A 23,380-nucleotide genomic window follows, 5' to 3' on the forward strand; every position below is an offset into this window, starting at 1 on the left:
AATTTAATTGTCTAATTTCTCACGTCATTATATATTCAAATGTTAGATAAAATTATCAAGTTTAGTATACGAAACAAATTCGTCATATTATTATTTACCCTTGCGCTCATTGCTTGGGGAAGCTATTCGCTTAAAAAATTACCGCTCGATGCCCTGCCAGATGTAACCAACAATCAGGTTCAGATTATTACAACTGCACCAACATTGGCAAGTCAGGAAATCGAACAATTAATCACGTATCCCTTAGAAAGAGCTGTTAAAACAGTTCCAAATGTGATAGAACTCCGCAGTATTTCTCGTTTCGGATTATCGGTTGTAACCGTTGTTTTTGAAGATGATGTAGATATTTATTGGGCGCGTGAACAGATATTCCAGCGCTTAAAACAAGCGGAAGAAAATATACCAGATTATGTAGATTCTCCAGAGTTAGCACCAATTTCTACAGGTTTAGGAGAAATTTACCAGTACGATGTTTATGCCAAAAAAGGCTATGAAAACAAATATAGTGCAATTGAACTGAGAACAATTCAGGATTGGATTATTATTCCGCAATTGCAAGGAATTAAAGGAGTTGCTGAAGTAAGTTCTTGGGGAGGAAAACTCAAGCAGTTTGAAATTGCCGTAAATCCAAACATGCTCAATAGTTTGGGCGTTACAATTACCGAAATTTTTGAGGCTTTAGAAAAAAACAATCAGAATACGGGTGGAGCATACATCGAAAAAGACCAATACACGTATTTTATCCGCGGTGTCGGAATGGCAAAAGGCATTAAAGACCTTGAAAATGTAGTTGTGAAAAACCGTAATGGTTCGCCCGTTCTGGTTCGCAATGTTGCACAGGTTCGTGAAGGTATAGCACTACGTTATGGAGCTTCGACCAAAGACGGAAAAGGTGAAATTGTTTCGGGACTAGTTTTGATGTTAAAGGGAGAAAACTCAAGCGCAGTTGTTAATCGTGTGCACGAAAAAATGGCTCAGATTAACAAAAGCCTTCCAGAAGGAGTTGTTGCCGAAGCTTTTATTGATAGAGGAAAACTCGTTGACAATTCCATTAAAACAATTACAAAGAATTTATTAGAAGGAGCATTAATCGTAATTTTTGTTTTGATATTATTCTTAGGAAATCTTCGTGCAGGGTTAATTGTCGCCTCAGTGATTCCGTTGGCAATGCTGTTTGCTGTTATTTTAATGAATGCCTTTGGCGTAAGCGGAAACTTAATGAGTCTCGGAGCCATAGATTTTGGAATCATTGTCGATGGTGCCGTAATCATTGTCGAAGCCACGATGCATCATCTCCAGAAATTCAAAAACAAAAAAGAATTGACTCAGGAAGAAATGGACGATGAGGTTTATAATTCGGCTTCAAAAATCAGGAATAGTGCAGCTTTTGGTGAGATTATCATTTTGATCGTATATCTGCCAATTCTAGCTTTAATTGGAACAGAAGGAAAAATGTTCAAGCCAATGGCTATGACAGTTGGTTTTGCCATTATAGGAGCATTTATTCTTTCGCTGACTTATATTCCGATGATGAGTGCTTTGTTTCTTTCGAAGAAAACGGAACACAAAGAAAATTTCAGTGACCGTATGATTGCGTGGCTAGAAAACCGTTACACGCCTTTATTGAATAAAGCTTTAGCGTTTAAAAAAGTAGTGCTTTCTGTTGCTGTAGGATTATTTGCCTTTGCTTTTATTGTTTTCCAAAATATGGGCGGTGAATTTATCCCAACAATCGAAGAAGGCGATTTAGCAATCAATGCCACCATTATGACGGGAAGTTCGCTTACTCAAATGGTTGAAACTACTACAAAGTACGAACAGATTCTGAAAGCCAAATTCCCTGAAATTAAAACCATTGTAACAAAAATAGGAAGTGGTGAAATTCCGACCGATCCTATGCCAATAGAAAGTGGGGATTTAATTATTGTTTTAAAAGACAAAAAAGAATGGAGAAGCAAATATAGTAATTGGGAAGAATTGGCTAATGCCATGAAAGAAGAAATGGAGATTATTCCAGGAGCGAATATCGAAATTTCGCAGCCAATCCAAATGCGTTTTAACGAATTAATGACGGGAAGCCGATCTGATATTGCAATCAAAATTTTTGGTGACGATTTGGAAATTCTGGATGCTAAAGCGACAGAATTGATTTCGAAAATAAAAGGAATAGAAGGAATCGGAGATCTAAAAGCTGATAAGGTAACAGGTTTACCGCAAATTACTATCAAATACGATTATGATAAAATTGCGCTTTACGGGCTGAATATTTCAGATATCAACCAGATTATCCGCTCGTCTTTTGCTGGCGAAGTCGCGGGAAAGATTTACGATGAAAGCAAAAGGTTTGATGTTGTGGTGAGAATGGATGAAAACAATCGTGGCGATATCACAGATGTAAGTAATTTGTTTATTCCGCTTCCAAACGGACAGCAAGTACCACTTTCTCAGGTGGCTTCTGTCGAATATGAACAAGGGCCTGTACAGGTTATCCGCGAAGACGGAAAACGAAGAATCACTGTTGGATTAAACGTTCGTGGAAGAGACATTAAAAGTGTTGTAGAAGAAATTCAGGCAAAATTGGATAAAAACTTCAAACTTCCTTCAGGTTATTATGTGACTTATGGCGGACAGTTCGAAAATCTGATTGAAGCTTCAAAAAGACTTTCTGTAGCCTTACCAATTGCTTTAGGACTGATTTTGGTCTTGCTATATTTTACTTTCAAAAGTGCCAAACAAGCACTGCTGATTTTTAGTGCGATTCCGTTATCAGCCATTGGAGGTGTTTTTGCGCTTTCGCTAAGAGGAATGCCGTTTAGCATTTCTGCCGGAATTGGTTTTATTGCCTTATTCGGAATTGCGGTTTTAAACGGAATTGTACTGATTTCGTATTTCAACCAGTTAAAAACAGAAGGTATTTCAGATCCGTTTCAGAGAATCCTTATTGGAACCAAAACACGTTTACGTCCTGTTTTAATGACGGCTGCTGTTGCTTCATTAGGATTTCTTCCAATGGCATTGTCGACAAGCGGCGGGGCAGAAGTGCAGAAACCTTTGGCAACCGTAGTAATTGGAGGATTAATCTCAGCCACACTATTAACTTTAATCGTTTTACCGATTTTGTATTTATTGTTGGAGAGATTTAACCGCAGAGATAATTAGTAAATGAGAAAATTTGATAATTAGATAATTATTACTGTGTGTCTAAAATAATTTCTCTCGCAGATCTGGCAGATTAATTTAAAAAGAAAAAATCTGCTTAATCTGCAAGATCTGCGGGAGACAAAAAATGATAAAAATGAAAAATTCAATATATAAAATGCAAACCAAAATCTTTGCGAACTTTGCGAAAAAAACCTTGCGAACTTTGCGGTTAAGCACATTTCTATTAGCAAGTACAGCAACATTTGCACAGCAAACTATAAGCCTTGAAAAAGCAATAGAACTCGCAAAATCAAACAACATCGATTTAAAAATTGCTGATAAAGAGATCGAAAAGCAAACCGTTCTTAAAAAAGCAGCTTTTCAGCCAGATCCACTTCAAGTGCAATATCAGGGCGGTCAGTTCAATAGTGCCGATTACGATCATAATGTTTCGGTACAGCAGTTTTTTCCGTTAGGAAATATTACCAAAGCGAACAGACAATTGCAGGAAGAATTGGCAAAATTGGCCGAAAAACAAAAAGCGCTGTCTTCTTATGAAATTGAAAAAGCGGTTACATTGGCGTATTATCAATATTTGTATGGCGTTTCTATTCAGAAACTTAATTCAGAATTGAATGATATTTATACGAAGTTTTTGAAGAACGCTGAACTTCGTTTTAAAACGGGAGAAAGCGGAAATATCGAAGTGATTAGTGCCAAAGCGAAAGTAAAGGAAATTGAAACTCAGAAAGCGCAGTTAGAGTATGATCTGGCAATCTATCAGAAACAATTGCAGTTTTTTATTCAGACAAATGAAAATATTGTTCCTGATCAAAATACGGCTTTGCAATATACTTTTATAGAAAATCAGGAAAACACAAAAGCTGAAGCTCTGATGACCGATTTTTATCAGCAACAGATTTCGGTTTATCAGAAAGAAGCTGGAACATTTAAAGCTTTACGTACGCCAAAAGTCGGTTTAGGCTATTTTGCTCAGACGATAAATAAAGAATCGCTTTTTCAGGGCTTTACAGCTGGATTGCAGATTCCGTTATTTGGAGGCGTTAATACAACAAAAGCAAAGGCGGCAGAAATTAGCATTTCGCAGTCACAATTGGCCTTAGATAAGAACAAAATGATGCTGAATCTGCAAAGGGAAGAATTGCAAAATAACTTTCAAAAACAGCAGAAAAACCTAGCGTATTTTCAAAATGAAGGGTTGTTATATGCCAATCAAATTATTGAAACTGCTCAGAAAAGCTATGCCAATGGCGATATGAGTTATTGGTCGTATATCAGCTTCCTGAATCAAGCGATCGATATAAAAAAACAATTTGCAGAAGCGACGCACAGCTACAATCAAAGCGCTATCGAACTTCAATTTCCAACCATCAAAAACAATTAAAAATGAAAAATATATCTAGTAGTTATTTAACCGCAATCCCGATAGCTATCGGGAGCAAAGGATTTACGCAAAGAGCGCAAAGTTTAATTTCCTTGCGTGCCTTGCGCTTTGTCTTTGCGTTCTTTGCGGTTATTTCTATAACAAGTTGCAATGAAAAGAAAACTGAAGAACCACAGGAAGAAGAAAAGTCAACTACAGAAGTAGCTTTAACGGAATCTCAATACAAAACTGTCGGAATTGAAACAGGTTCTGTAGAAGATAGAAACCTTAACAAAGTCATCAAGGCCAATGGCTACACGACAGTTCCTCCGCAAAATTCAGCTGAAGTTTCGACTTTAATTGGCGGAACAGTAAAGGATATTTTTGTTTTGGAAGGAACGTATGTAAATAAAGGGAAAGTTCTAGCAACGATTCAGAATTTGGAAGTTATAGGAATGCAGGAAGATTATCAGTCGGCTGTTGCCAATGTTGAGTATTTGCAGTTAGAATACAATCGTCAGAAAACATTAAGCGACGAAAATGTAAATCCGAGAAAGACTTTTCAGGAAGTAAAAGCCAAACTTGCAGCCGAAAGAGCTCGTGCACAAGCTGCAAAAAATAAACTCGATGCTTTGCATGTCAATACAAAAGGAACAACCTCTGTAGTGCCAATTGTTTCGCCAATAAATGGTTTTGTTGGAAAAATCAATATTGCGAAAGGAGCTTTTGCCAACACAGGAGTTTCGCTTTTTGAAGTGGTAGATAATAGTCAGATGCATTTGGATTTGAATGTATATGAAAAAGATTTAGGTTCCATTTCGATTGGTCAGGTAATTGACTTTGTCTTAACAAACCAGTCCAATAAATCGATTAAAGGAAAGATATTCGGAATCAATAAATCTTTTTCTAACGAAAGTAAAACTGTTGCAGTTCACGCTAAAATTGATCCTGCTGATGCTAAAGGTCTGATTCCGGGAATGTATGTTTCGGCGAATATTAATATTACGAATGCAACAGTTCCAGCGCTTCCAAAAGATGCAGTGGTCAAAAATGCAGATAAGTACTTTGTTTTTATTGAAGAAGCAGAACACGCAGAAGAAAAACACGAGCATGTAGCAGGCGAAAAGGAAGAAGCTCACGAGAAAGAAGTACACTTTAAAGCTATAGAAGTTATGCCAGGAACAACCGATTTAGGTTTTACTGAAGTGAAGTTCGTAAATGATATTCCGGCCAATGCAAAAATTGTAACGAAAGGTGCATTTTACCTGCTTTCAGCAATGAAGGGCGGAGGAGAGCATACACATTAATTCTTTTAAGATACTAAGTGACTAAGTTTTTTTGTTGGAGTAGAATTTGCTCGCAAAGTCGCTAAGGCGCAAAGTTTTTTTAAAGCAGATTTAAGAGATTAATTTGAGTTGCCTCCAGCTTTAGCTGGAGGTAACAAGAAACAATAAGAAATGGCTTTAGCCAAAATGCGAAAGTTGGGCTAAAACCTACAAATTAGAATGTACTCAACCTCCAGCTAAAGCTGGAGGCAATTGAGAAATAAATTTTGCCACAGATTAAAAGGATTAAAATGATTTTTATTTTATACAGATTAATATTTTTTTGAAATCCTTTCAATCTGCGGCAAAAAAACTTTGCGCCTTAGCGACTTTGCGAGATTAATCGCCACAGTTAAATAAAAACTTAGTGTCTTTCTCGTAATAAACTTTACCACAAAATGCTTAAATTTAGGACATTATTTAAACAAAAAACTTCAGGCATTCAAAACATGAAACCTGAAACATGAAACAAAAAAATGATACATCAAGATAAAGAAGTAAAAAGTACAAAAAATAAAGCCAAACCTTCCTGCTGCTGTTCTCATGATGAACCCGTACATTCTGAGAATGATGGGCACGATCATGAAGGCCACGATCATGAACACAATGTAGAAGGAAGCTGGTTTAAATTGTTCTTGCCATCCATTATATCGTTTGTTTTATTGCTAATCGGAATTGGTTTTGATAACTATTTTCCGCAAGATTGGTTTACAGGATATGTTAGAATTGCGTGGTATGCGATTGCGTATCTTCCAGTTGGACTTCCAGTAATAAGAGAAGCTTATGAAAGCATTGTAAAAGGAGACATTTTTTCTGAGTTTTTCCTCATGTGCATTGCTACAATTGGAGCTTTTGCGATTGGAGAATATCCAGAAGGTGTTGCTGTTATGCTGTTTTATACCATTGGAGAAACCTTTCAGGGAATGGCAGTTAACCGCGCTAAATCAAGTATTAAGAGTCTTTTGGATCAGCGTCCCGATGAGGTTCATATATTAGAAAACAATATCCCGATAAAAGTCAAAGCCAAAGACGTTCAGATTGGAGCTATTATTCAGCTTAAAGCAGGAGAAAAACTAGGTTTGGATGGCGAATTATTATCAGATTCCGCTTCATTTAATACAGCAGCTCTAACGGGAGAAAGCAAACCTGATAGCAAGAAGAAAGGCGAAACTGTTTTAGCAGGAATGATAAACGGCAATACAATCGCCGAAGTAAAAGTAACAACGGCTTACAGCGATAGTAAATTATCTAAAATTTTAGAATTGGTGCAGAACGCTACAACCAAAAAAGCGCCTGCGGAATTGTTTATCAGAAAGTTTGCGAAAATTTATACCCCAATTGTAGTGTATTTGGCAATTGCGATTTGTTTGCTTCCAATGCTTTTTGTAGACAATTATGTTTTTACCGATTGGCTTTATAGAGCTTTGGTTTTCTTAGTAATTTCATGTCCTTGTGCTTTGGTTATCAGTATTCCGTTGGGTTATTTTGGCGGAATTGGCGCCGCGAGTAGAAACGGAATCTTGTTTAAAGGCAGTAACTTCCTTGACAGTATTTCTACAATTCAGAATGTTGTGGTAGATAAAACAGGAACTATGACCGAAGGTGTTTTTAAAGTTCAAGAAGTTATTATAAAACCAGAATTTGATAAAGATGAAATCTTAAAACTGGTTAATGCTTTAGAAAATAGAAGTACGCATCCTGTTGCAACAGCCATTCATAATCATATTGGTCCAATTGATTCTTCGGTTGAATTAAAAGAAATCGAAGAAATTTCCGGCCATGGATTAAAAGCAATACACAACGGAAAAGAATTGTTTGTTGGGAATTTTAAACTCTTGGATAAATTTTCGATTTCGTATGATATTGATCCATCTTCAATCGTTTATACCACAATTGCAATTGCTTACGAAGGTAAATTTGCAGGTTATTTGACTATTGCTGATGAAATTAAAGCAGATGCGAAAGAAACCGTTTCTAAACTAAAATCTTTAGGAGTAAAACTAACCATGCTGAGTGGAGATAAGGCAAATGTTGTTCAGTTTGTAGCTGATAAATTGGGAATTACAAAAGCTTTTGGCGATTTGCTTCCAGAAGATAAAGTGGATAAAGTCAATGAAATAAAATCTAAAAACGAAACAATTGCTTTTGTGGGCGATGGTGTAAATGATGCGCCTGTAATTGCGCTAAGCACCGTAGGAATTGCGATGGGCGGTTTAGGAAGCGATGCAGCCATAGAAACTGCCGATATTGTGATTCAAGATGATAAGCCAAGCAAAATTGCAATGGCAATTAATATCGGAAAACAAACCAAAAAGATTGTCTGGCAGAATATTACATTGGCTTTTGTAGTAAAAGCTTTTGTCTTAATTCTAGGCGCTGGCGGACTTGCCACGATGTGGGAAGCTGTTTTTGCTGATGTTGGCGTAGCTTTACTAGCGATATTGAATGCGGTTAGAATTCAGAGGATGAAGTTTTAATGGATAAGGAATATTTTTCGCAGAAAAAATCCTATGATTTTTCTGCGAAAATCTTAAATCTTCATATAAAATCTTAATCTTTTTGTATTTAAATCAAGTTTGACAATTCCACTTCTAATTCCAACTAATATATTTTTGTCATTAAGAACAGCAATTGAATTGGGATACAAACCTTCCCAGAATAAATTGTCGAAAATCAGCTGTTTTTTTAAATCTTTTATGACATAAAATCCTTTGTCGGCAGCAATAAGGAGTGTGTCCTTATAAATTGTAAATGCCATTGGCGCACTTTCAAAGTCCATTACTTTTTGAACAGAAAAATTATCTCCTTCTGGTTTTAATTCAAACATTCCGCCACCATTAAAACTCATATGGAGAAGTCCGGAGATGAAATAAATTTTACCTTTAAATTGAAATAAAAAAAGAATATTTGCTTTAATAATCTTCACATCGCTTTTGGATTTGTCTTTTGGTATAAAAATTAATTTTCCGCCAAATTCGCCTCCATTCGTTCCTACTAGAGTACCTGATTCTATTTCAAGTTTGCATTCATTCAGATGTTTAGCAATTCCTATTTGGAGCTTGGAGTTTGTAATTTCAACTTTATATTCATTTTTAGAATAATTTAATTTATACCAATTTTCGCTCCATGCTTTTGGTGGAATTGTTTCTTTGAAACTTTTCGGAATTACGATATTATTTTGTCCATAACAAGTTGCTATAAAATGTGTTAAGAAAATAAAATTAAAAAAGAAACTCTTAAGGATTTTTGACATAAATACTACTAATTGTTCATTATAAAATTAGAAAATGCGAATGTAAAAATAAAGGTCTTTGATTATTAAAACGTCAATTCAATTATATTTTCATTGTTTTCCAAAGTTACTTTTACAGGATTACTTTCAGAAGGAATCTGAGTTGGATACCAATTTCTAGTCGGTTGAACCAAAATCAATAAACCATCATGATCGCCAATTGCAGCAAATTTATCAGTGTTTGTATTTTGAGAAAAGAAATGCAATCCGTGTTCTTCTATTAATTGATTTCCTAATTTTAATGGACTTTCCGTAACAATTCCGATTTCGCTTATATTTAAAATAGAAGCGGAATTAAATTCGCCAATTTGTTCATTATTAAGATCATGTCGGGCTATGAATTCAAGTAAATTTCCGTTATGATCAAAGAAATAAATAGAATGTGCATTCCAATTTTCAAAATTTGTAACTACACTTTTATCTTCTAGAACAATTAAATCCACTTTATTTTTACACCATTGAATGGCTTCTTCAAGCTGATTTTCGGGAATATTAAAAGCAAAATGATATATGGAATTAAACTCTTTGTCTTCGACAAATTTTAAAATAGAAGTTCCAGCTTGAAATGTTATCGATTTTTGGTCATTTTCAAGAATGAAAAGCCCAAAAATGTTCTGATAAAAAGCTTTCGTTTTTTGAATATCGTTTGTTTTAATTTGTATCTGATCTATTCTCATGACAATAATTTATTATAAAAGAAGAAAGTTTCTTTTGAGTGATAAACAAATTTAAAAAATGACAATATCATCAGAGATACAGTCTGATTTTATGTATTAATGAAAGAATAGTAAAAAATGATTGTTAGAAGTAAAATAAAATCTCAGAATGCTTTATTAAAATTACGAAAAAACAAACTGTTATTGTTGTGAGATTATCGAAAAAACTTTCATCTTACAATTGATTTTCAATTAAAAAACTAGCCTGTTTAAAAGTATTTCTTTTTTGTGAGCTTCAGAGAAGCGAAATATTTATAGCAAAGGATAAATCTTCACAGTATAAAGCTCCAGAGGAGCGACATTTATGTTGGGAAAAAGATGTCGCTCCTCTGGAGCTTTTTTTATTTGTTTTATTGTAACTCTATAAATATTTTGCCCCGCTGGGGCTTTACAGATAAAATAATTTTTTTAAATATTTTGTGTTTTAATATGTGGCTGGTTTTCTAACATTTTTTCCAACCTTTTGATTCAAATCATCGCCAAGATCTTCTCTTGCAGTATTAGCGATTTTCTGAATTTCGGCTACAATTTCAGGATATAATTGCTGTACATCGCGAACTTCTCCCGGATCATGTGCTAAATCATAAAGTGCCATTGGAAATTCTGCGGAAGCGCCTTCTCCGCGATAACCATCTTTTCCTTGTAATTTTTTGTTGTAGGTTGTGCCTTTGTGCGGAAAAACAAGTTTCCAGTGTTTGTATCGAATAGCTTCTAAATTATTGCTTCCAACTCCGAAATAATAATAAAAAACTTTTCTTGGGCTAGAAGCCGTTTTTCCAGTCAGAACAGGAAGAAAATTCAAACCATCAATCTGGTTTCTAGGCAAGGAGGCTCCCGTTATTGCAGCAATTGTAGGCAGTAAATCCATATTGGTCATAAGAGAACTGTTTACAGAGCCGCTTTTTATTTTACCTGGCCAACGTATTAAAAACGGAACTCTCGTACCACCTTCCCAAGTAGTTGATTTCCCTTCTCTAAAACCGCCCGATGAACCTGCATTGTCACCAAAAACAAGCCAAGGGCCATTATCACTCGTTATAATTAAGACGGTATTTTTAGCTATTCCTTCTGTATCTAACGTATTTATGATTTCGCCAATTGACCAATCCAGTTCCATTATCACATCTCCAAAAAGACCTAAATCGCTTTTGCCTTTAAATTTGTCTGAAACCGCTAAAGGCGCGTGTGGCAAAGGATGTGTGAGATATAAAAAGAAAGGATCTTTTTTGTTTTTTTTGATAAAACCAATTGCTTTTTCGGTGAAAAGCGTTGTTAGTTTTGAAGCGTCTTTGATATTTTCAATCGTATCAATAATGGTTGTATTGCTGATTAATGGAAGAGGAGGAAAGCTCGAACGCATATCTTTAGCATCCGTTACTTTTGAATAACCGTCATAATCAATTGGCCATACGTCGTGCGAATACGGAATCCCAAAGAACTCGTCAAAACCATAATTAGTTGGCCAATATGGAAGTTGATTCCCTAAATGCCATTTTCCGTAATTAGCCGTTTTGTATCCGTTTTTCTTTAAAAGTGACGCAATAGTTTCTTCATTTGGATTTAAAGCATGTTTGGCTCCAGGAAGCAATACACCCGACATTCCGATTCTGTTTGGATAACAGCCAGTTAATACAGCCGCTCTAGAGGCTGTACAAATGGCTTGTCCCGCATTGAAATTGGTAAAACGCATTCCTTCTTCGGCAACTTGATTAAAATGGGGAGTGTTGACTCCTGTCATTCCGTAGGGTTCAGTGTCGCCATACCCCATATCATCCATGTTGATGATAATAATGTTGGGCTTAGAATTTGATTTTTTACTTTGAGCAATGCCTAAAGAGGTAACTGCCGAAAGAAAGAGCAAGAAGAAACTTCTTTTCATGATTTGTGGTTTTTGGAATAATTAATAATGACATGGCGTATAAGTTTGGTTGACCACAAATATATTGAAAAGATGAAATTTAGAAATAAAAAAGCCCATTTTATGGAGAAAAGGGCTTAGAGGCTTTTGAGATTTATTACCCTTAATTAAGCCATAAAGAACGCAAAGTTTTTTAGACAAAGCTTTGCGTTCTTTGCGTATTTAAGAAACTACATAAAATGACCTTGCGTACTTTGCGGTTAAAACATCAAAGATTGCTATACAATAATTGCAGTGTATGAAAATCAGATGAACCGTCAAAGTGTTTGTGAAGCACTTCCTGAAAAATAGGTTCAGTATTTTGAACGCTAGCAAACAATGTCATACAAGATTGAAGATTTTCTAAGTCAATGCTTTCAAAAATATCAGAAACATTTTCTTCCTTTTTGATTAGTTCAGAAGTGATTTCGACAAGATGTTTTCCTAAAATTGGATGTTCCAGAAAAGCAATTGCTTCATCGGCATTTTTGATTTCGTAAAATTTGGAAGTATCATTAGAACCCATTCCTTTTATCTGCGGAAATATAAACCACATCCAGGGAGATTCTTTTTTTCCATTTTTGATTTCGTCTAGAGCTGTTAAATACAATTTATTCTGAGCATCTAAAAAACGGAGTAATCCATTGTTATTGTAAGCCATTATTTACGATATTAATTTGGGGATATCTGGCCATAAATCTAGTCAAAATATGTTTACTTGTGCATTCTCCAATTCATTTTTTAAAACCATTTTTTAACATTTTAAGCGAAATAATTTAGAAATGCGATCAGGTGTAAAATTGGATAGATTTATTTTGCATTAACAGATAAAATCGTATTAATAAATGATTTTAATGTTATAAAATGAAGTTTTAGTTGGTAATTCTGTTATGAATTCTCTATTTTTATGAACAGGCAGTTTCTAAAACGGTCTGAATTCTTTAAAATTAGAATTGATATTGACTTCTTAAATATCAATATTTTCAATCGGGCATCTTCGCCCATAAAAAATAAATGCTTATGAAAATAGGATTAATCGGATTCGGAAAAACTGGAAAATCAGTAGCTTCAATATTATTAGAAAATAACAAATTCTGCTTAGAATGGGTTTTACGTCAAAGTACGGTTTTAGAACACAGATCGGTTCCAGAATTTTTTGGAGTACAGTCAGAAGAACCCGGCTTAATCTATTCTAGTTCTAAAACTTCTATTGAAGAATTATTGGAAAAGCATCCTGTTGATGTCATTATAGATTTTTCATCGCATCAGGGAATTTATACGTATGGAGAAGTCGCGGCAAAGAAGCAGGTAAAAATTATTTCTGCTATTTCGCATTATAAAGATAAAGAACTAGAGTTTTTAAAGAAACTGGCTAAGAAAACCACAGTATTTTGGTCGCCTAATATTACGCTTGGTGTTAATTACCTTTTGTTTGCTGCAAAATTTCTAAAGAAAATTGCACCGTGGGTTGATATTGAAGTAAACGAAGAACACTTTAAAACCAAACAAGGAACATCTGGGACAGCGGTAAAAATTGCTGAAGTACTAGATGTGGATAAAGAGAATATCAATTCGGTTAGGGCAGGAGGAATTGTTGGAAAACACGAAGTTATTTTTGGTTTCCCGTTTCAAACCGTTCGTTTAATTCACGAATCGATTTCTAGAGAAGCCTTTGGAAACGGAGTTATTTTTGTGGCCGAAAATCTAAAAGAGAAAGAAAAAGGATTGTATAATTTCGAGGATATCCTGACGCCTTATTTTACAGTATAATTAAAGTATATTTAATCTCGCAAAGACGCGAAGTCGCAAAGTCTTTCTTTTTAAGTTTTTTTAATTTTAAAACTTTGCGTCTTATCGACTTTGCGAGAAATTCATTTACTTCCTAAAAGTCAAAGCCTTCATATATTCTAAATTCATTTTAGCTATTGAAAGGACCGAAATTCCCTGCGGACATTCAATTTCGCAGGCTCTTGTATCGGAACATGCTCCAAAACCTTCTTCATCCATTTGTTTTACCATCGAAACTGCACGTGTTTGGGCTTCTAATTTTCCTTGCGGTAAAAGTGCCAGATGTGTTATTTTGGCTCCAACAAACAAGGCTGCGCTGGCGTTCTTGCATGAAGCCACACAAGCTCCGCATCCAATACAGGCAGCAGCATCAAAAGCGGCTTCTGCCGTTTCATACGAAATCGGAATACTGTTTGCTTCTGGCGCCTGACCTGTCGCAGCACCAATAAAACCTCCCGACGCAATAATTGAATCAAATGCTTTGCGATCGATTTTTAAGTCACGTAGAACAGGAAAGGCTTTTGCGCGAAAAGGTTCAATATAAATAGTATCCCCATCTTTAAAACTTCTCATATGAAGCTGACAAGTTGTAGTGTTTTTTAAAGGCCCATGAGCGCGTCCGTTTATCATAACGCCGCACTGTCCGCAGATTCCTTCACGACAGTCATGATCAAATTCGATCACTCTTTCGCCATTTTGAATTAGAGATTCGTTCAAAAGATCCAACATTTCAAGAAAAGACATATGTTCTGACACTCCATCAATTTCATAATCTGTCATTTCTCCTTTTGTTGAAGAATTAAATTGGCGCCATATTTTAAGATAAAGTTTCATAGATAATTATGAGTTATGAGTTATGAATTTTGAGTTGTTAATTAATAATTTACAATTAACAATTCACAATTATTTATAGCTTCTTACTGCAAGTTCTACCGATTCAAAGGTCAAAGGTTCTTTGTGAAGTTCAGGTTCGTTATTTAAACCTTTCCATTCCCAAGCCGATACATAGCAGAATTCATCGTCGTTGCGGACAGCTTCGCCGTCGGCGGTTTGATATTCTTCTCTAAAGTGTGCGCCGCAGGATTCTTCACGTTGTAAGGCATCGTAGCACATTAATTCGGCTAACTCGATATAATCGGCAATTCGGCCTGCTTTTTCAAGTTCGCTGTTTAACGTATTATCGCCTGTAATTCTTAGATCTTTTTCAAATGAAGCTTTCAGTTCACGAATTTCGATTAAGGCTTCCTCTAGTTTTTGTCTGCTTCGCGAAAGACCGCATTTCTCATACAAAAGACGTCCGATTTTTTTATGGAAATAATCTGCTGAAAGTGTTCCGTTAGTATGTAAAAAGCGATCTAATTGTCTTCTTACTGTTTTCTCAGCTTCCTCAAATGCTGGATGTGAAATATCAGGTTTTGGTAAATTTAATTCGCCTGCCAAATAATTCGGAATCGTATAAGGGGCAATAAAATAACCGTCGACACAGGCCTGAAGTAGCGAATTTGCTCCTAATCGATTGGCACCATGATCGGCAAAATTGGCTTCGCCTAAAGCAAACAAACCAGGAATTGTAGTCATAAGCTCATAATCAACCCAAAGTCCGCCCATAGTGAAATGCGCCGATGGCGAAATTAGCATGGGTTCTTTGTAAGCGTTTATGCCAGTAATCTTTTCGTACATCGCAAAAAGATTGCTGTATTTGGCTTCGATTTTATCTTTTCCTTGCGCTTTGATGGCATCCGAGAAATCGAGATAAATGGCATTTTTCATTGGCCCAACGCCGTGACCCGCATCAATTCTTTCTTTTGCCGCTCTTGACGAAATATCTCTTGGGGCCAGATTTCCAAATGAAGGATAACGGCGTTCTAAGTAATAATCGCGTTCTTCTTCGGGAATAGCATTTGCATTTCGATCATCTTCTGCTTTTTTCGGAACCCAGATTCGTCCGTCATTTCTAAGTGATTCCGACATTAAAGTCAATTTTGACTGATTTTCACCATGCTGTGGAAGCGAAGTAGGGTGAAACTGAATCCAGCTTACGCCTGCCATATAAGCGCCTTTTTTATGCGCGCGCCAAATTGCCGAGCTGTTACAGCCCATGGCAAGTGTAGACAGGTAATATACTTTTCCGTAACCACCAGAAGCCAGAACAACGGCATCTGCAGCGTGACGTTCTAGTTTGCCTGTTTCAAGATTTCGCGCAATTATTCCTTTGGCTTTGCCATCAATAACAACGAGTTCAAGCATTTCGTGACGAGTATATAAAGCCACTTTTCCTAAAGATGACTGACGTTCCAAGGCTTGATAAGCTCCTAATAGAAGCTGCTGTCCTGTTTGGCCTCTCGCATAAAAAGTTCGAGAAACCTGAACGCCTCCAAAAGATCTATTGTTTAAATATCCCGCATATTCTCTTGCAAAAGGAACACCTTGCGCAACTGCGTGGTCTATAAGATGTGCAGAACATTCAGCTAAACGATAAACATTGGCTTCACGAGATCTAAAATCGCCACCTTTTATAGTATCATAAAACATTCTATACGTGCTGTCTCCATCATTTTTGTAGTTTTTGGCAGCGTTTACTCCGCCTTGAGCAGCAACAGAATGCGCACGTCTTGGAGAATCCTGAAAGCAGAAAGATTTTATATTATAACCTTGTTCAGCAAGAGAAGCAGCACATGAAGCACCCGCCAGACCTGTTCCGACTACTATTATATTTAGTTTTTTTCGGTTTGCGGGATTGACCAATTTGGCTTTAGACTTGTAAAGACTCCATTTATCAGCAAGAGGACCTTCGGGTATTTTTGATTCCATCATTTTTAGTGGTTTAAAATGAATTGATACAAAAGCTTTAATAGAAAACTAAATTTAGCATAAAATATTGATATTTAGCTGTTTTTGTATGAATATATTTAAACAAAAATGGACTTTAAGTAAGTTAAATAGTTGTATGTTGAAGTTAAACCCGACAGGTTTTTAAAACCTGTCGGGTTTATTTGATAGAGACAAAAAAATCTGCTAAATCTGCGAGCAAAAATTACTCCCGCAGATTTAGCAGATCTAGCAGATTTATAAAGTTAAATCGAAATGTTTTGAAAAATATAAAGAATTATTTCTCGATTATCATCGTTACTCCTTGACCGCCTGCAGCGCAAATAGAGATTAAGCCTCTTCCAGACCCTTTTTCGTTAATCAGTTTTGCCATTACACCAATAATTCTTCCTCCAGTTGCAGCAAAAGGATGCGCTGCGGCCAAACTGCTTCCTTTTACATTTAGTTTATTTCTATCAATAGCGCCTAGAGTTTTCTTTAAACCTATTTCGGCACTTAGTTCTGGGCTTTCCCAGATTTTTAAAGTGGCTAATGTCTGAGCAGCAAAAGCTTCGTGAATTTCATAAAAGTCAAAATCTTGCAGGTTTAATTCTGCTTTTTCCAACATTCTTGAAGCAGCAAATAAAGGTGCTAACAAAAGATTCTGTTGATTTTTAACGTATTCAATTGCAGCAATTTCTGCAAAAGTAATATAAGCCAAAATAGGAAGTCCTTGCTCTTTTGCCCATTCTTCACTAGCCAGAAGAACACAAGAAGCTCCATCTGTTAATGGAGTTGAATTTCCTGCGGTAAGGGTTCCGTTTACTTTATCAAAAGCAGGGCTTAGTTTGGCTAGTTTTTCAATTGTGCTGTCTCTTCTTAAATTATTATCTTTTTCTAAGCCGTTGAAAGGAGTAATCATATCATCAAAAAAGCCTTCGTCATATGCTTTTGCCATATTCAGGTGACTTTTTAAAGCAAACTCATCTTGTTCTTCGCGAGAAATTTTATAATATTTTGCAGTAATTTCAGTATGCCCGCCCATAGAAAGTCCTGTTTGTGTTTCTTCATTTCGAGGCACCAGCGGACTAAGGTCTTTTGGACGAAGTTTTAGAAAAGTTTTAATTTTCTCTCCCAATGATTTTGCTTTACGGGCTTCCAATAATATTTTTCTAAGTTTTTCGCTAACAGCAATCGGCATATCACTGATAGAATCTACGCCTCCAGCAATTCCAGAATCTATTTGTCCGAGAGCAATTTTGTTGGCAATATAAATAGCGCTTTCAATTCCCGTATCACACGCTTGTTGTAAGTCGCATGCAGGTGTTGCGGGATCAAGATTGGTCTGCATTACACATTCGCGAATTAAATTGTTGTCGTAAGTATGTTTGATTACGGCACCTCCGGCAACTTCTCCCAATAACTTTCCTTTCAGATTGTATTTATCAATAAGACCATTGAGCGATGCGGTCATCATTTCTTTATTTCCTACGTTAGAATAGGCCGTATTAGCTCTTGCAAAAGGGATTCTGTTATAGCCCACAATGACAACTTTTCTTATTGTATTTGATTTCATATCAGGAAGTTATTTGTTTTTTGGTTTTGAAATTTAGAAGTATAAAGATAGAAATAGATTTCGGTTTGAAACTTAATGTAGATTAATATTATCAGAAAATAGAAGAGAAATGAATGCTTTAAATTTTATTTTAACTGATTTACTATAATTAATTATATTTATTTAGAACGAATTAAAATAATTTGGAAATGTTAAGATTAGCATATACTTTTGTCGCTCAATTTAAAATCAAAACCAAATGAAAATAATTATGAATGCCAAAGTTTATTTTTTTATGCTGCTTTTGAGCTCATTCAATATGATGGCTCAACAGCTTGGAACTGTAAATGGGAAAGTTTCTTTGAGTGGCAATAAACCAGCAGAAAATATAGCTGTAGCTTTAAAAGGAACAAAATATTCAGATATTACAACTGTTTCAGGACATTACGAAATTAAAAATGTAAAACCGGGAACATACACTATCGTATTAAATGGAGTAGGAATTCAGTCTATTGAAGATAAAATTGTAGTAAATTCTAAACAAACCACGACTAAGAATTTTTCTCTTTCAGAAAGTCAGGAAGATCTTGACGAAGTGGTAATTAAAAAGAACAAATACAAGCAAGATAAACCTTCATTGTCATTACGTCTTCAGACTCCAGTTTTAGAAATTCCTCAAAATATACAAATTGTAAGTGGCCAAACTTTAAAAGATCAGCAGATTACAAGTATGAGCGATGGTGTAATCCGTAATGTGAGTGGTGCTGTTCGTTTGGAGCACTGGGGAGATTTGTATACCAATATTACCATGAGAGGTTCTCAAATTCAGGCTTTTAGAAATGGTTTTAATGTGGTTTCTTCTTTCTGGGGACCATTAACAGAAGACATGAGTTTTGTAGATCATATTGAGTTTGTAAAAGGACCTGCTGGTTTTATGCTTTCAAGCGGAGATCCAAGCGGATTGTACAACGTGGTGACTAAAAAACCAACGGGAGTAAGTAAAGGCGAAGTAAGTGTACTTGGCGGAAGCTATGATTTTTATAGGGTTAGTGTTGACTTTGACGGAAAGTTAGATAAAAAAGGAAAATTATTATATAGATTCAACGGAGCAGCTCAGCAAAAAGGATCGCATCGTCCATTTGAACATAATAATCGTTATGTAATTGCACCTGTAATTTCGTATCAGATTGACGATAAAACGAAAATTACTGCCGAATATAATTTTCAATATGCAAATATGACAGAAGTAGGTTCTTACTACGTTTTCGGACCTAAATCTGACGGATATGCAACTTTACCTCGCAATTTTACAATGACACAGCCAGGATTGCCTGATACAAACATTCAAGATCATAGCGGTTATCTTCAGTTTGAACATAAGTTTGACGAAAATTGGAAGCTTACAGCTCAAACGTCTTATTTTAAGTATATTCAGCAAGGATACAGCTCTTGGCCAAGTTTAGTTGGACCAGCTGAAATAGATACGGATGGAGACAAGATTCCAGATGTTTTTCTTGATAAAGGAGATATTATTAGAAATGTTGGTATTTGGGATGCAGAGAGCAATATGTATTTAGGACAAATCTTTTTGAATGGAAAATTCAGTACTGGAAATGTTTCTCATAAAGTATTGGGTGGAGTAGATTTAGGAAGCAAAGATTATATGGCAGATTGGGGACAATCGCATGATTTGGACACTTATGCTAATCCGTTTAATGTTTACAATCCAAATTATGGTACGCCTTCAAATGGTTTGCCGCAATTTGATCACGATACTCCTTTAAGCCAAAGAGCTGGCGGACTTTATGGTTCGAAGTATGCGGCTGGATATGTGCAGGATGAACTTGGTTTTCTTGAAAATAGATTGAGGTTGACTCTTGCCGCAAGATATACTTGGATTAGCCAAACTAGCAGCTATGAAGCAGAACCAATTGAGGATAGTCATATTACGCCTCGTGCTGGTTTAAGTTATTCTATTACTGATGATTTTGCAGTTTATGGGTTATATGATCAAGCTTTTACACCTCAATCTGGGGTAGTGAGAAGTGGTGATGTAAAACCTCTTACTGGAAATAATGTTGAATTTGGACTTAAAAAAGATTGGTTTGACGGTTCTTGGAATACAAGTTTATCGGTTTACAATATCTTAAAGAAAAATGAGCTAACAGCAGATCCTAAAAATCAGCCAAATGAACAGTATAAAATAGTTCTAGGTGAAAAAAGAGCGCGTGGTGTTGAATTTGATGTCAGAGGAAAAATCTTTGATGGCTTAAATCTTATTGCAAATTATGCGTTTACAGAGTCAACTGTAACTAAAGTTGATCCAGATGTTTCTGAAGCTAATGGCATTAACGTGGGGGATATTGTGCCAGGTTATGCTAAACACACCGCAAATGCTTGGTTGAATTATACGCTTCAAAATGGTAAACTAAAAGGTTTTGGTGCTTCTATTGGAGGAACTTTCCTTGACGGACGCCAGACTGATACTTGGAGTCCAGGAGTTGTGCAGCTTCCAACGTATTTTAAACTAGATGGAGGGCTATCTTATGAAAAAGGCAAAATTAAAGTTACAGCAAACGTATTCAATATTTTAGACAGATATCTTTACAGCGGTTCGTACTACAGCTGGTTAAGTGCTTACTACTGGCAGACTGAAGCACCAAGAAACTTTAGAGTTGGTGTGACATATAAATTGTAAGTAAAGGTTCTGAGATGCTAAGGCAAAGGTTTGAAAATCTATATTTTTATGAATTGCCTCCAGTTTTAACTGGTGGTGACAAATAAAGATTAAAAAAAGGCTTTAGCCAAACTAGTGATGTTTGGCTAAAGCCTTTTATTTTGTTTTATATTTCCATCCAGCTTAAGCTGGATGCTATTCAATTTTAAAAAAAAATCCTTTTAATCTGTGTATCCCGATAGCTATCGGGAGTGGCTTTAAAAAAAGGTTCTGCTCTTAGCTCCCGATAGCTATCGGGATTGCGAGATCAACAATTTATCCTTTTTTAATCAAAGGAATCAATTTTGCCCCAATCAATTCAATCGCATTCATTAATTGTTTGTGCGTCAAACCAGCATTATCCATTTGGAAAGTAAATCGATCTACGCCTCCAAGCGCTTCACTGTGACGAAGGATTTTCTCTGCCGCTCTTTCCGGACCTCCGACAATTAAAACGCCTAAATTATCAATTAAACCGTCAAATTTGCCTTTGGTTACAGGAGGCCAGCCTCTTTCGTATCCTAATTTTGTCCATAATTCGGCGTAACCAGGATAGTATTCTTCGATTGCTTTTTCTGTTGTGCTGCCCACATATCCTGGCGAATGCAAACCTACTTTTAATTCATTAGGTTTATAACCTGCAGCTTTTCCAGCTTCACGATATAAATCGACTAAAGGTTTAAAACGATGTGTTTGTCCGCCAATTACGGCAACCATTAACGGAAGTCCTAATGACCCAGCTCTTATAAAAGATTCAGGAGTTCCTCCAACGCCAAGCCATATGGGCAATTTTTCTTGTAAAGCTCTTGGGTAAACTGGTAAATTATCTAAAGCAGGACGAAATTTTCCTTCCCAAGAAACAAATTCATTATCTCTAATTTGAAGAAGCAGTTCTAGCTTTTCTTTAAAAAGAGCATCATAATCTCTCAAATCATATCCAAAAAGGGGATAAGCTTCAATGGCAGATCCTCTTCCGACAACAATTTCAGTTCTTCCTTTTGAAATTAAATCTAAAGTCGCAAAACTTTGATAAACCCTAACAGGATCTGCAGCGCTTAAAACGGTTACAGCACTTGTCAGTCGGATGTTTTTTGTCCTTGCCGCCGCCGCACTCAAAATAACAGCCGTAGCAGAATCTAAAAACTCTTTTTTATGATGTTCTCCAATTCCGAAAACATCAAGACCAGCCTGATCTGCAAATTCAATTCGCTGCAGTAGCTGTTCCATAGCATCAACACTGCTCAGAGTATTGTTATCGCCATACATTGCCGAAGCAAAACTGTCTATTCCTATTTCCATATCTTTTTAGCTTTAAGCTTTACGCTATAAGCTGTAAGCAGTTTTAGAAAGCCTAAAGCCTACAGCTTATAGCCTAGAGCGATATTATTTTTTTGCTTTAGGCAATAGGCTTTAAGCTTTAGGCATTTTGAAGCTTATAGCCTATAGCTTACAGCCAATTAATGTGAGAAACCAAATGAAATACTAATAATGATAATCATGATTACAATCAATGTAATCCCAACGTATAAGTAATCTTTTTCCAATAAAAATGAAAACAGCGAAAGCAGCACACGTAAAACGGGTGTCATGAACAGGAAAATAATTCCTGTAAATATTAATGATTCACCATTTCCTTGAATTGCACCGTTGTAAACAGCCGCAATTACTTCAAATATATTTCGGTCATTTTCTTTAAAAACAGAATAATCCTCAATCTGATTTCCGTTATGAAGCAAATAAACAATTCCGCCAATAAAAGCTACTGATAGCGAAATCCATACTCCGTAACGAAGCAAATTCCCTATGATCGTTTGAAAATCTTTTTCTCCAAATTTTTCTTCCTGTACCATATTAGATTTTTCCATTTAGTCCGTTATAAATCATGTTTATTGCCAAAACAAAAATCAGGCAGGCAAAAAATATTCTCAATTTCTTCGGATTTGTTCGTACTAAGATTTTGGCTCCAGCCATAGCTCCAAACAAAACTCCAATCACAACCGGCATACAGATTCCTGGCTCAATATATCCTTTTTGAATATAAATTACAGAACTCGCCATTGCTGTAACGCCCATCATAAAATTACTGGTTGTGGTTGAAACTTTAAACGGAACACGCATAATATTGTCCATTGCAATTACTTTAAAAGCGCCAGAACCAATTCCGAGTAATCCAGACATCATTCCGGCAACTCCCATCATACTAAAACCTCCAATTACGTTTTTAGTTCCGTATTTGACAACTTCGCCATCGTGAGTAGGATAAGTTCCGTCTAATTTTAATTTTTTAGCCAAAGGACTAGATTCTAAAACAATATGTTCTTCTTTTTTTCGAAGCGAATTGATAGCAGAGAAAATAAGCGTTAAACCGAATAAAACGGCTATAAATGAAGTAGGGGCAATAGTAGAGAGCAATGCACCGCAAACTGCTCCGATAGTGGTGGCGATTTCAAGAAAAATGCCCATTCTCATATTAGTAATCCCTTCTTTTACATAAGCGGCTGCAGAGCCTGAAGAAGTGGCGATAACAGAAACCAAAGCGGCTCCAATGGCATAATGAATATCGACACCGAGAATAATCGTAAGAAGCGGAATAATAATGATACCGCCTCCCAAGCCTGATAATGAACCGATAAATCCAGCCAAAAAGGCTCCCAGAATCATTATAAGCGTAAAGGTAAGTATTGTCATTTAAGATATGTTTTTGTATTTGCTAATTTACGAATACATATTTGTTCATGAACTTAAATATACCTTAAAA

At 35.9% G+C, this 23,380-nt stretch carries 16 protein-coding genes; 6 read left to right on the forward strand and 10 right to left on the reverse strand.

All coding sequences use genetic code 11. From position 1 onward, the window contains the following. The first annotated feature begins 39 nt into the window (after nt 1–39). From DM397_RS07450 to DM397_RS07465, 4 genes are all read left to right on the forward strand, one after another. A complete protein-coding gene (locus tag DM397_RS07450) occupies nt 40–3,159 on the forward strand; it encodes an efflux RND transporter permease subunit (protein ID WP_111376924.1) in 3,120 nt (1,039 codons plus the stop codon). A gap of 136 nt (nt 3,160–3,295) precedes the next feature. Continuing rightward, complete coding sequence (locus DM397_RS07455; protein ID WP_111376956.1) at nt 3,296–4,546, forward strand: TolC family protein; 1,251 nt, start codon at nt 3,296–3,298, stop codon at nt 4,544–4,546. A 2-nt stretch (nt 4,547–4,548) separates the two neighbouring features. Further along, the gene (locus DM397_RS07460) at nt 4,549–5,832 is read left to right on the forward strand and encodes an efflux RND transporter periplasmic adaptor subunit (RefSeq protein WP_111376925.1); all 1,284 of its coding nucleotides are present in this window, start codon (nt 4,549–4,551) and stop codon (nt 5,830–5,832) included. A 494-nt stretch (nt 5,833–6,326) separates the two neighbouring features. Next, a complete protein-coding gene (locus DM397_RS07465; protein ID WP_111376926.1) occupies nt 6,327–8,327 on the forward strand; it encodes a heavy metal translocating P-type ATPase in 2,001 nt (666 codons plus the stop codon). Between the two features lie 53 nt (nt 8,328–8,380). Here the strand turns inward: DM397_RS07465 and DM397_RS07470 are convergent, their stop codons facing one another. From DM397_RS07470 to DM397_RS07485, 4 genes are all read right to left on the reverse strand, one after another. Then, nucleotides 8,381–9,103, reverse strand: a complete 723-nt coding sequence (locus DM397_RS07470) for a hypothetical protein (protein ID WP_111376927.1) — start codon at nt 9,101–9,103, stop codon at nt 8,381–8,383. A gap of 65 nt (nt 9,104–9,168) precedes the next feature. Further along, nucleotides 9,169–9,819 (reverse strand): VOC family protein, encoded by a 651-nt coding sequence (locus tag DM397_RS07475; RefSeq protein WP_111376928.1) that lies wholly within the window; start codon nt 9,817–9,819, stop codon nt 9,169–9,171. Nucleotides 9,820–10,282: 463 nt separating this feature from the next. After that, the gene (locus tag DM397_RS07480; protein ID WP_111376929.1) at nt 10,283–11,737 is read right to left on the reverse strand and encodes a sulfatase family protein; all 1,455 of its coding nucleotides are present in this window, start codon (nt 11,735–11,737) and stop codon (nt 10,283–10,285) included. A 247-nt stretch (nt 11,738–11,984) separates the two neighbouring features. Beyond that, nucleotides 11,985–12,416, reverse strand: coding sequence for a DUF1810 domain-containing protein (locus DM397_RS07485; protein WP_111376930.1), 432 nt, complete (start codon nt 12,414–12,416; stop codon nt 11,985–11,987). A gap of 359 nt (nt 12,417–12,775) precedes the next feature. Here DM397_RS07485 and DM397_RS07490 point away from each other — a divergent pair, with 359 nt between their 5' ends. After that, nucleotides 12,776–13,525: a 4-hydroxy-tetrahydrodipicolinate reductase gene (locus DM397_RS07490; protein WP_111376957.1), complete on the forward strand. Its 750-nt coding sequence runs from the start codon at nt 12,776–12,778 to the stop codon at nt 13,523–13,525. Nucleotides 13,526–13,630: 105 nt separating this feature from the next. On the opposite strand, the gene DM397_RS07495 is transcribed toward DM397_RS07490, so the two are convergent. The 3 genes from DM397_RS07495 to DM397_RS07505 all read right to left on the reverse strand — a co-directional run bounded on the left by DM397_RS07495 (nt 13,631) and on the right by DM397_RS07505 (nt 17,927). Beyond that, the gene (locus DM397_RS07495) at nt 13,631–14,377 is read right to left on the reverse strand and encodes a succinate dehydrogenase/fumarate reductase iron-sulfur subunit (protein WP_111376931.1); all 747 of its coding nucleotides are present in this window, start codon (nt 14,375–14,377) and stop codon (nt 13,631–13,633) included. A gap of 69 nt (nt 14,378–14,446) precedes the next feature. Continuing rightward, on the reverse strand, nt 14,447–16,357 hold the full coding sequence (locus DM397_RS07500) for a fumarate reductase/succinate dehydrogenase flavoprotein subunit (protein WP_111376932.1): 1,911 nt from the start codon (nt 16,355–16,357) through the stop codon (nt 14,447–14,449). Between the two features lie 292 nt (nt 16,358–16,649). Then, the gene (locus DM397_RS07505) at nt 16,650–17,927 is read right to left on the reverse strand and encodes an acetyl-CoA C-acetyltransferase (RefSeq protein ID WP_111376933.1); all 1,278 of its coding nucleotides are present in this window, start codon (nt 17,925–17,927) and stop codon (nt 16,650–16,652) included. A gap of 238 nt (nt 17,928–18,165) precedes the next feature. On the opposite strand from DM397_RS07505, the gene DM397_RS07510 reads away from it, so the two are divergent. Then, nucleotides 18,166–20,604, forward strand: a complete 2,439-nt coding sequence (locus tag DM397_RS07510; RefSeq protein WP_111376934.1) for a TonB-dependent receptor — start codon at nt 18,166–18,168, stop codon at nt 20,602–20,604. A 294-nt stretch (nt 20,605–20,898) separates the two neighbouring features. On the opposite strand, the gene DM397_RS07515 is transcribed toward DM397_RS07510, so the two are convergent. The 3 genes from DM397_RS07515 to DM397_RS07525 form a co-directional block, all read right to left on the reverse strand. Further along, entirely contained in the window at nt 20,899–21,921 is a 1,023-nt protein-coding gene (locus tag DM397_RS07515) for an LLM class flavin-dependent oxidoreductase (RefSeq protein ID WP_111376935.1), read from the reverse strand. 158 nt (nt 21,922–22,079) lie between these two features. Further along, nucleotides 22,080–22,487 (reverse strand): DUF1634 domain-containing protein, encoded by a 408-nt coding sequence (locus DM397_RS07520; protein ID WP_111376936.1) that lies wholly within the window; start codon nt 22,485–22,487, stop codon nt 22,080–22,082. Next, a complete protein-coding gene (locus tag DM397_RS07525; RefSeq protein ID WP_111376937.1) occupies nt 22,474–23,310 on the reverse strand; it encodes a sulfite exporter TauE/SafE family protein in 837 nt (278 codons plus the stop codon). The genes DM397_RS07520 and DM397_RS07525 overlap by 14 nt, the downstream gene beginning before the upstream one ends. Nucleotides 23,311–23,380: the final 70 nt, after the last annotated feature.

Origin of the sequence: Flavobacterium nitrogenifigens, from assembly GCF_003254565.1 — a bacterium.
Classification (GTDB): domain Bacteria; phylum Bacteroidota; class Bacteroidia; order Flavobacteriales; family Flavobacteriaceae; genus Flavobacterium; species Flavobacterium nitrogenifigens.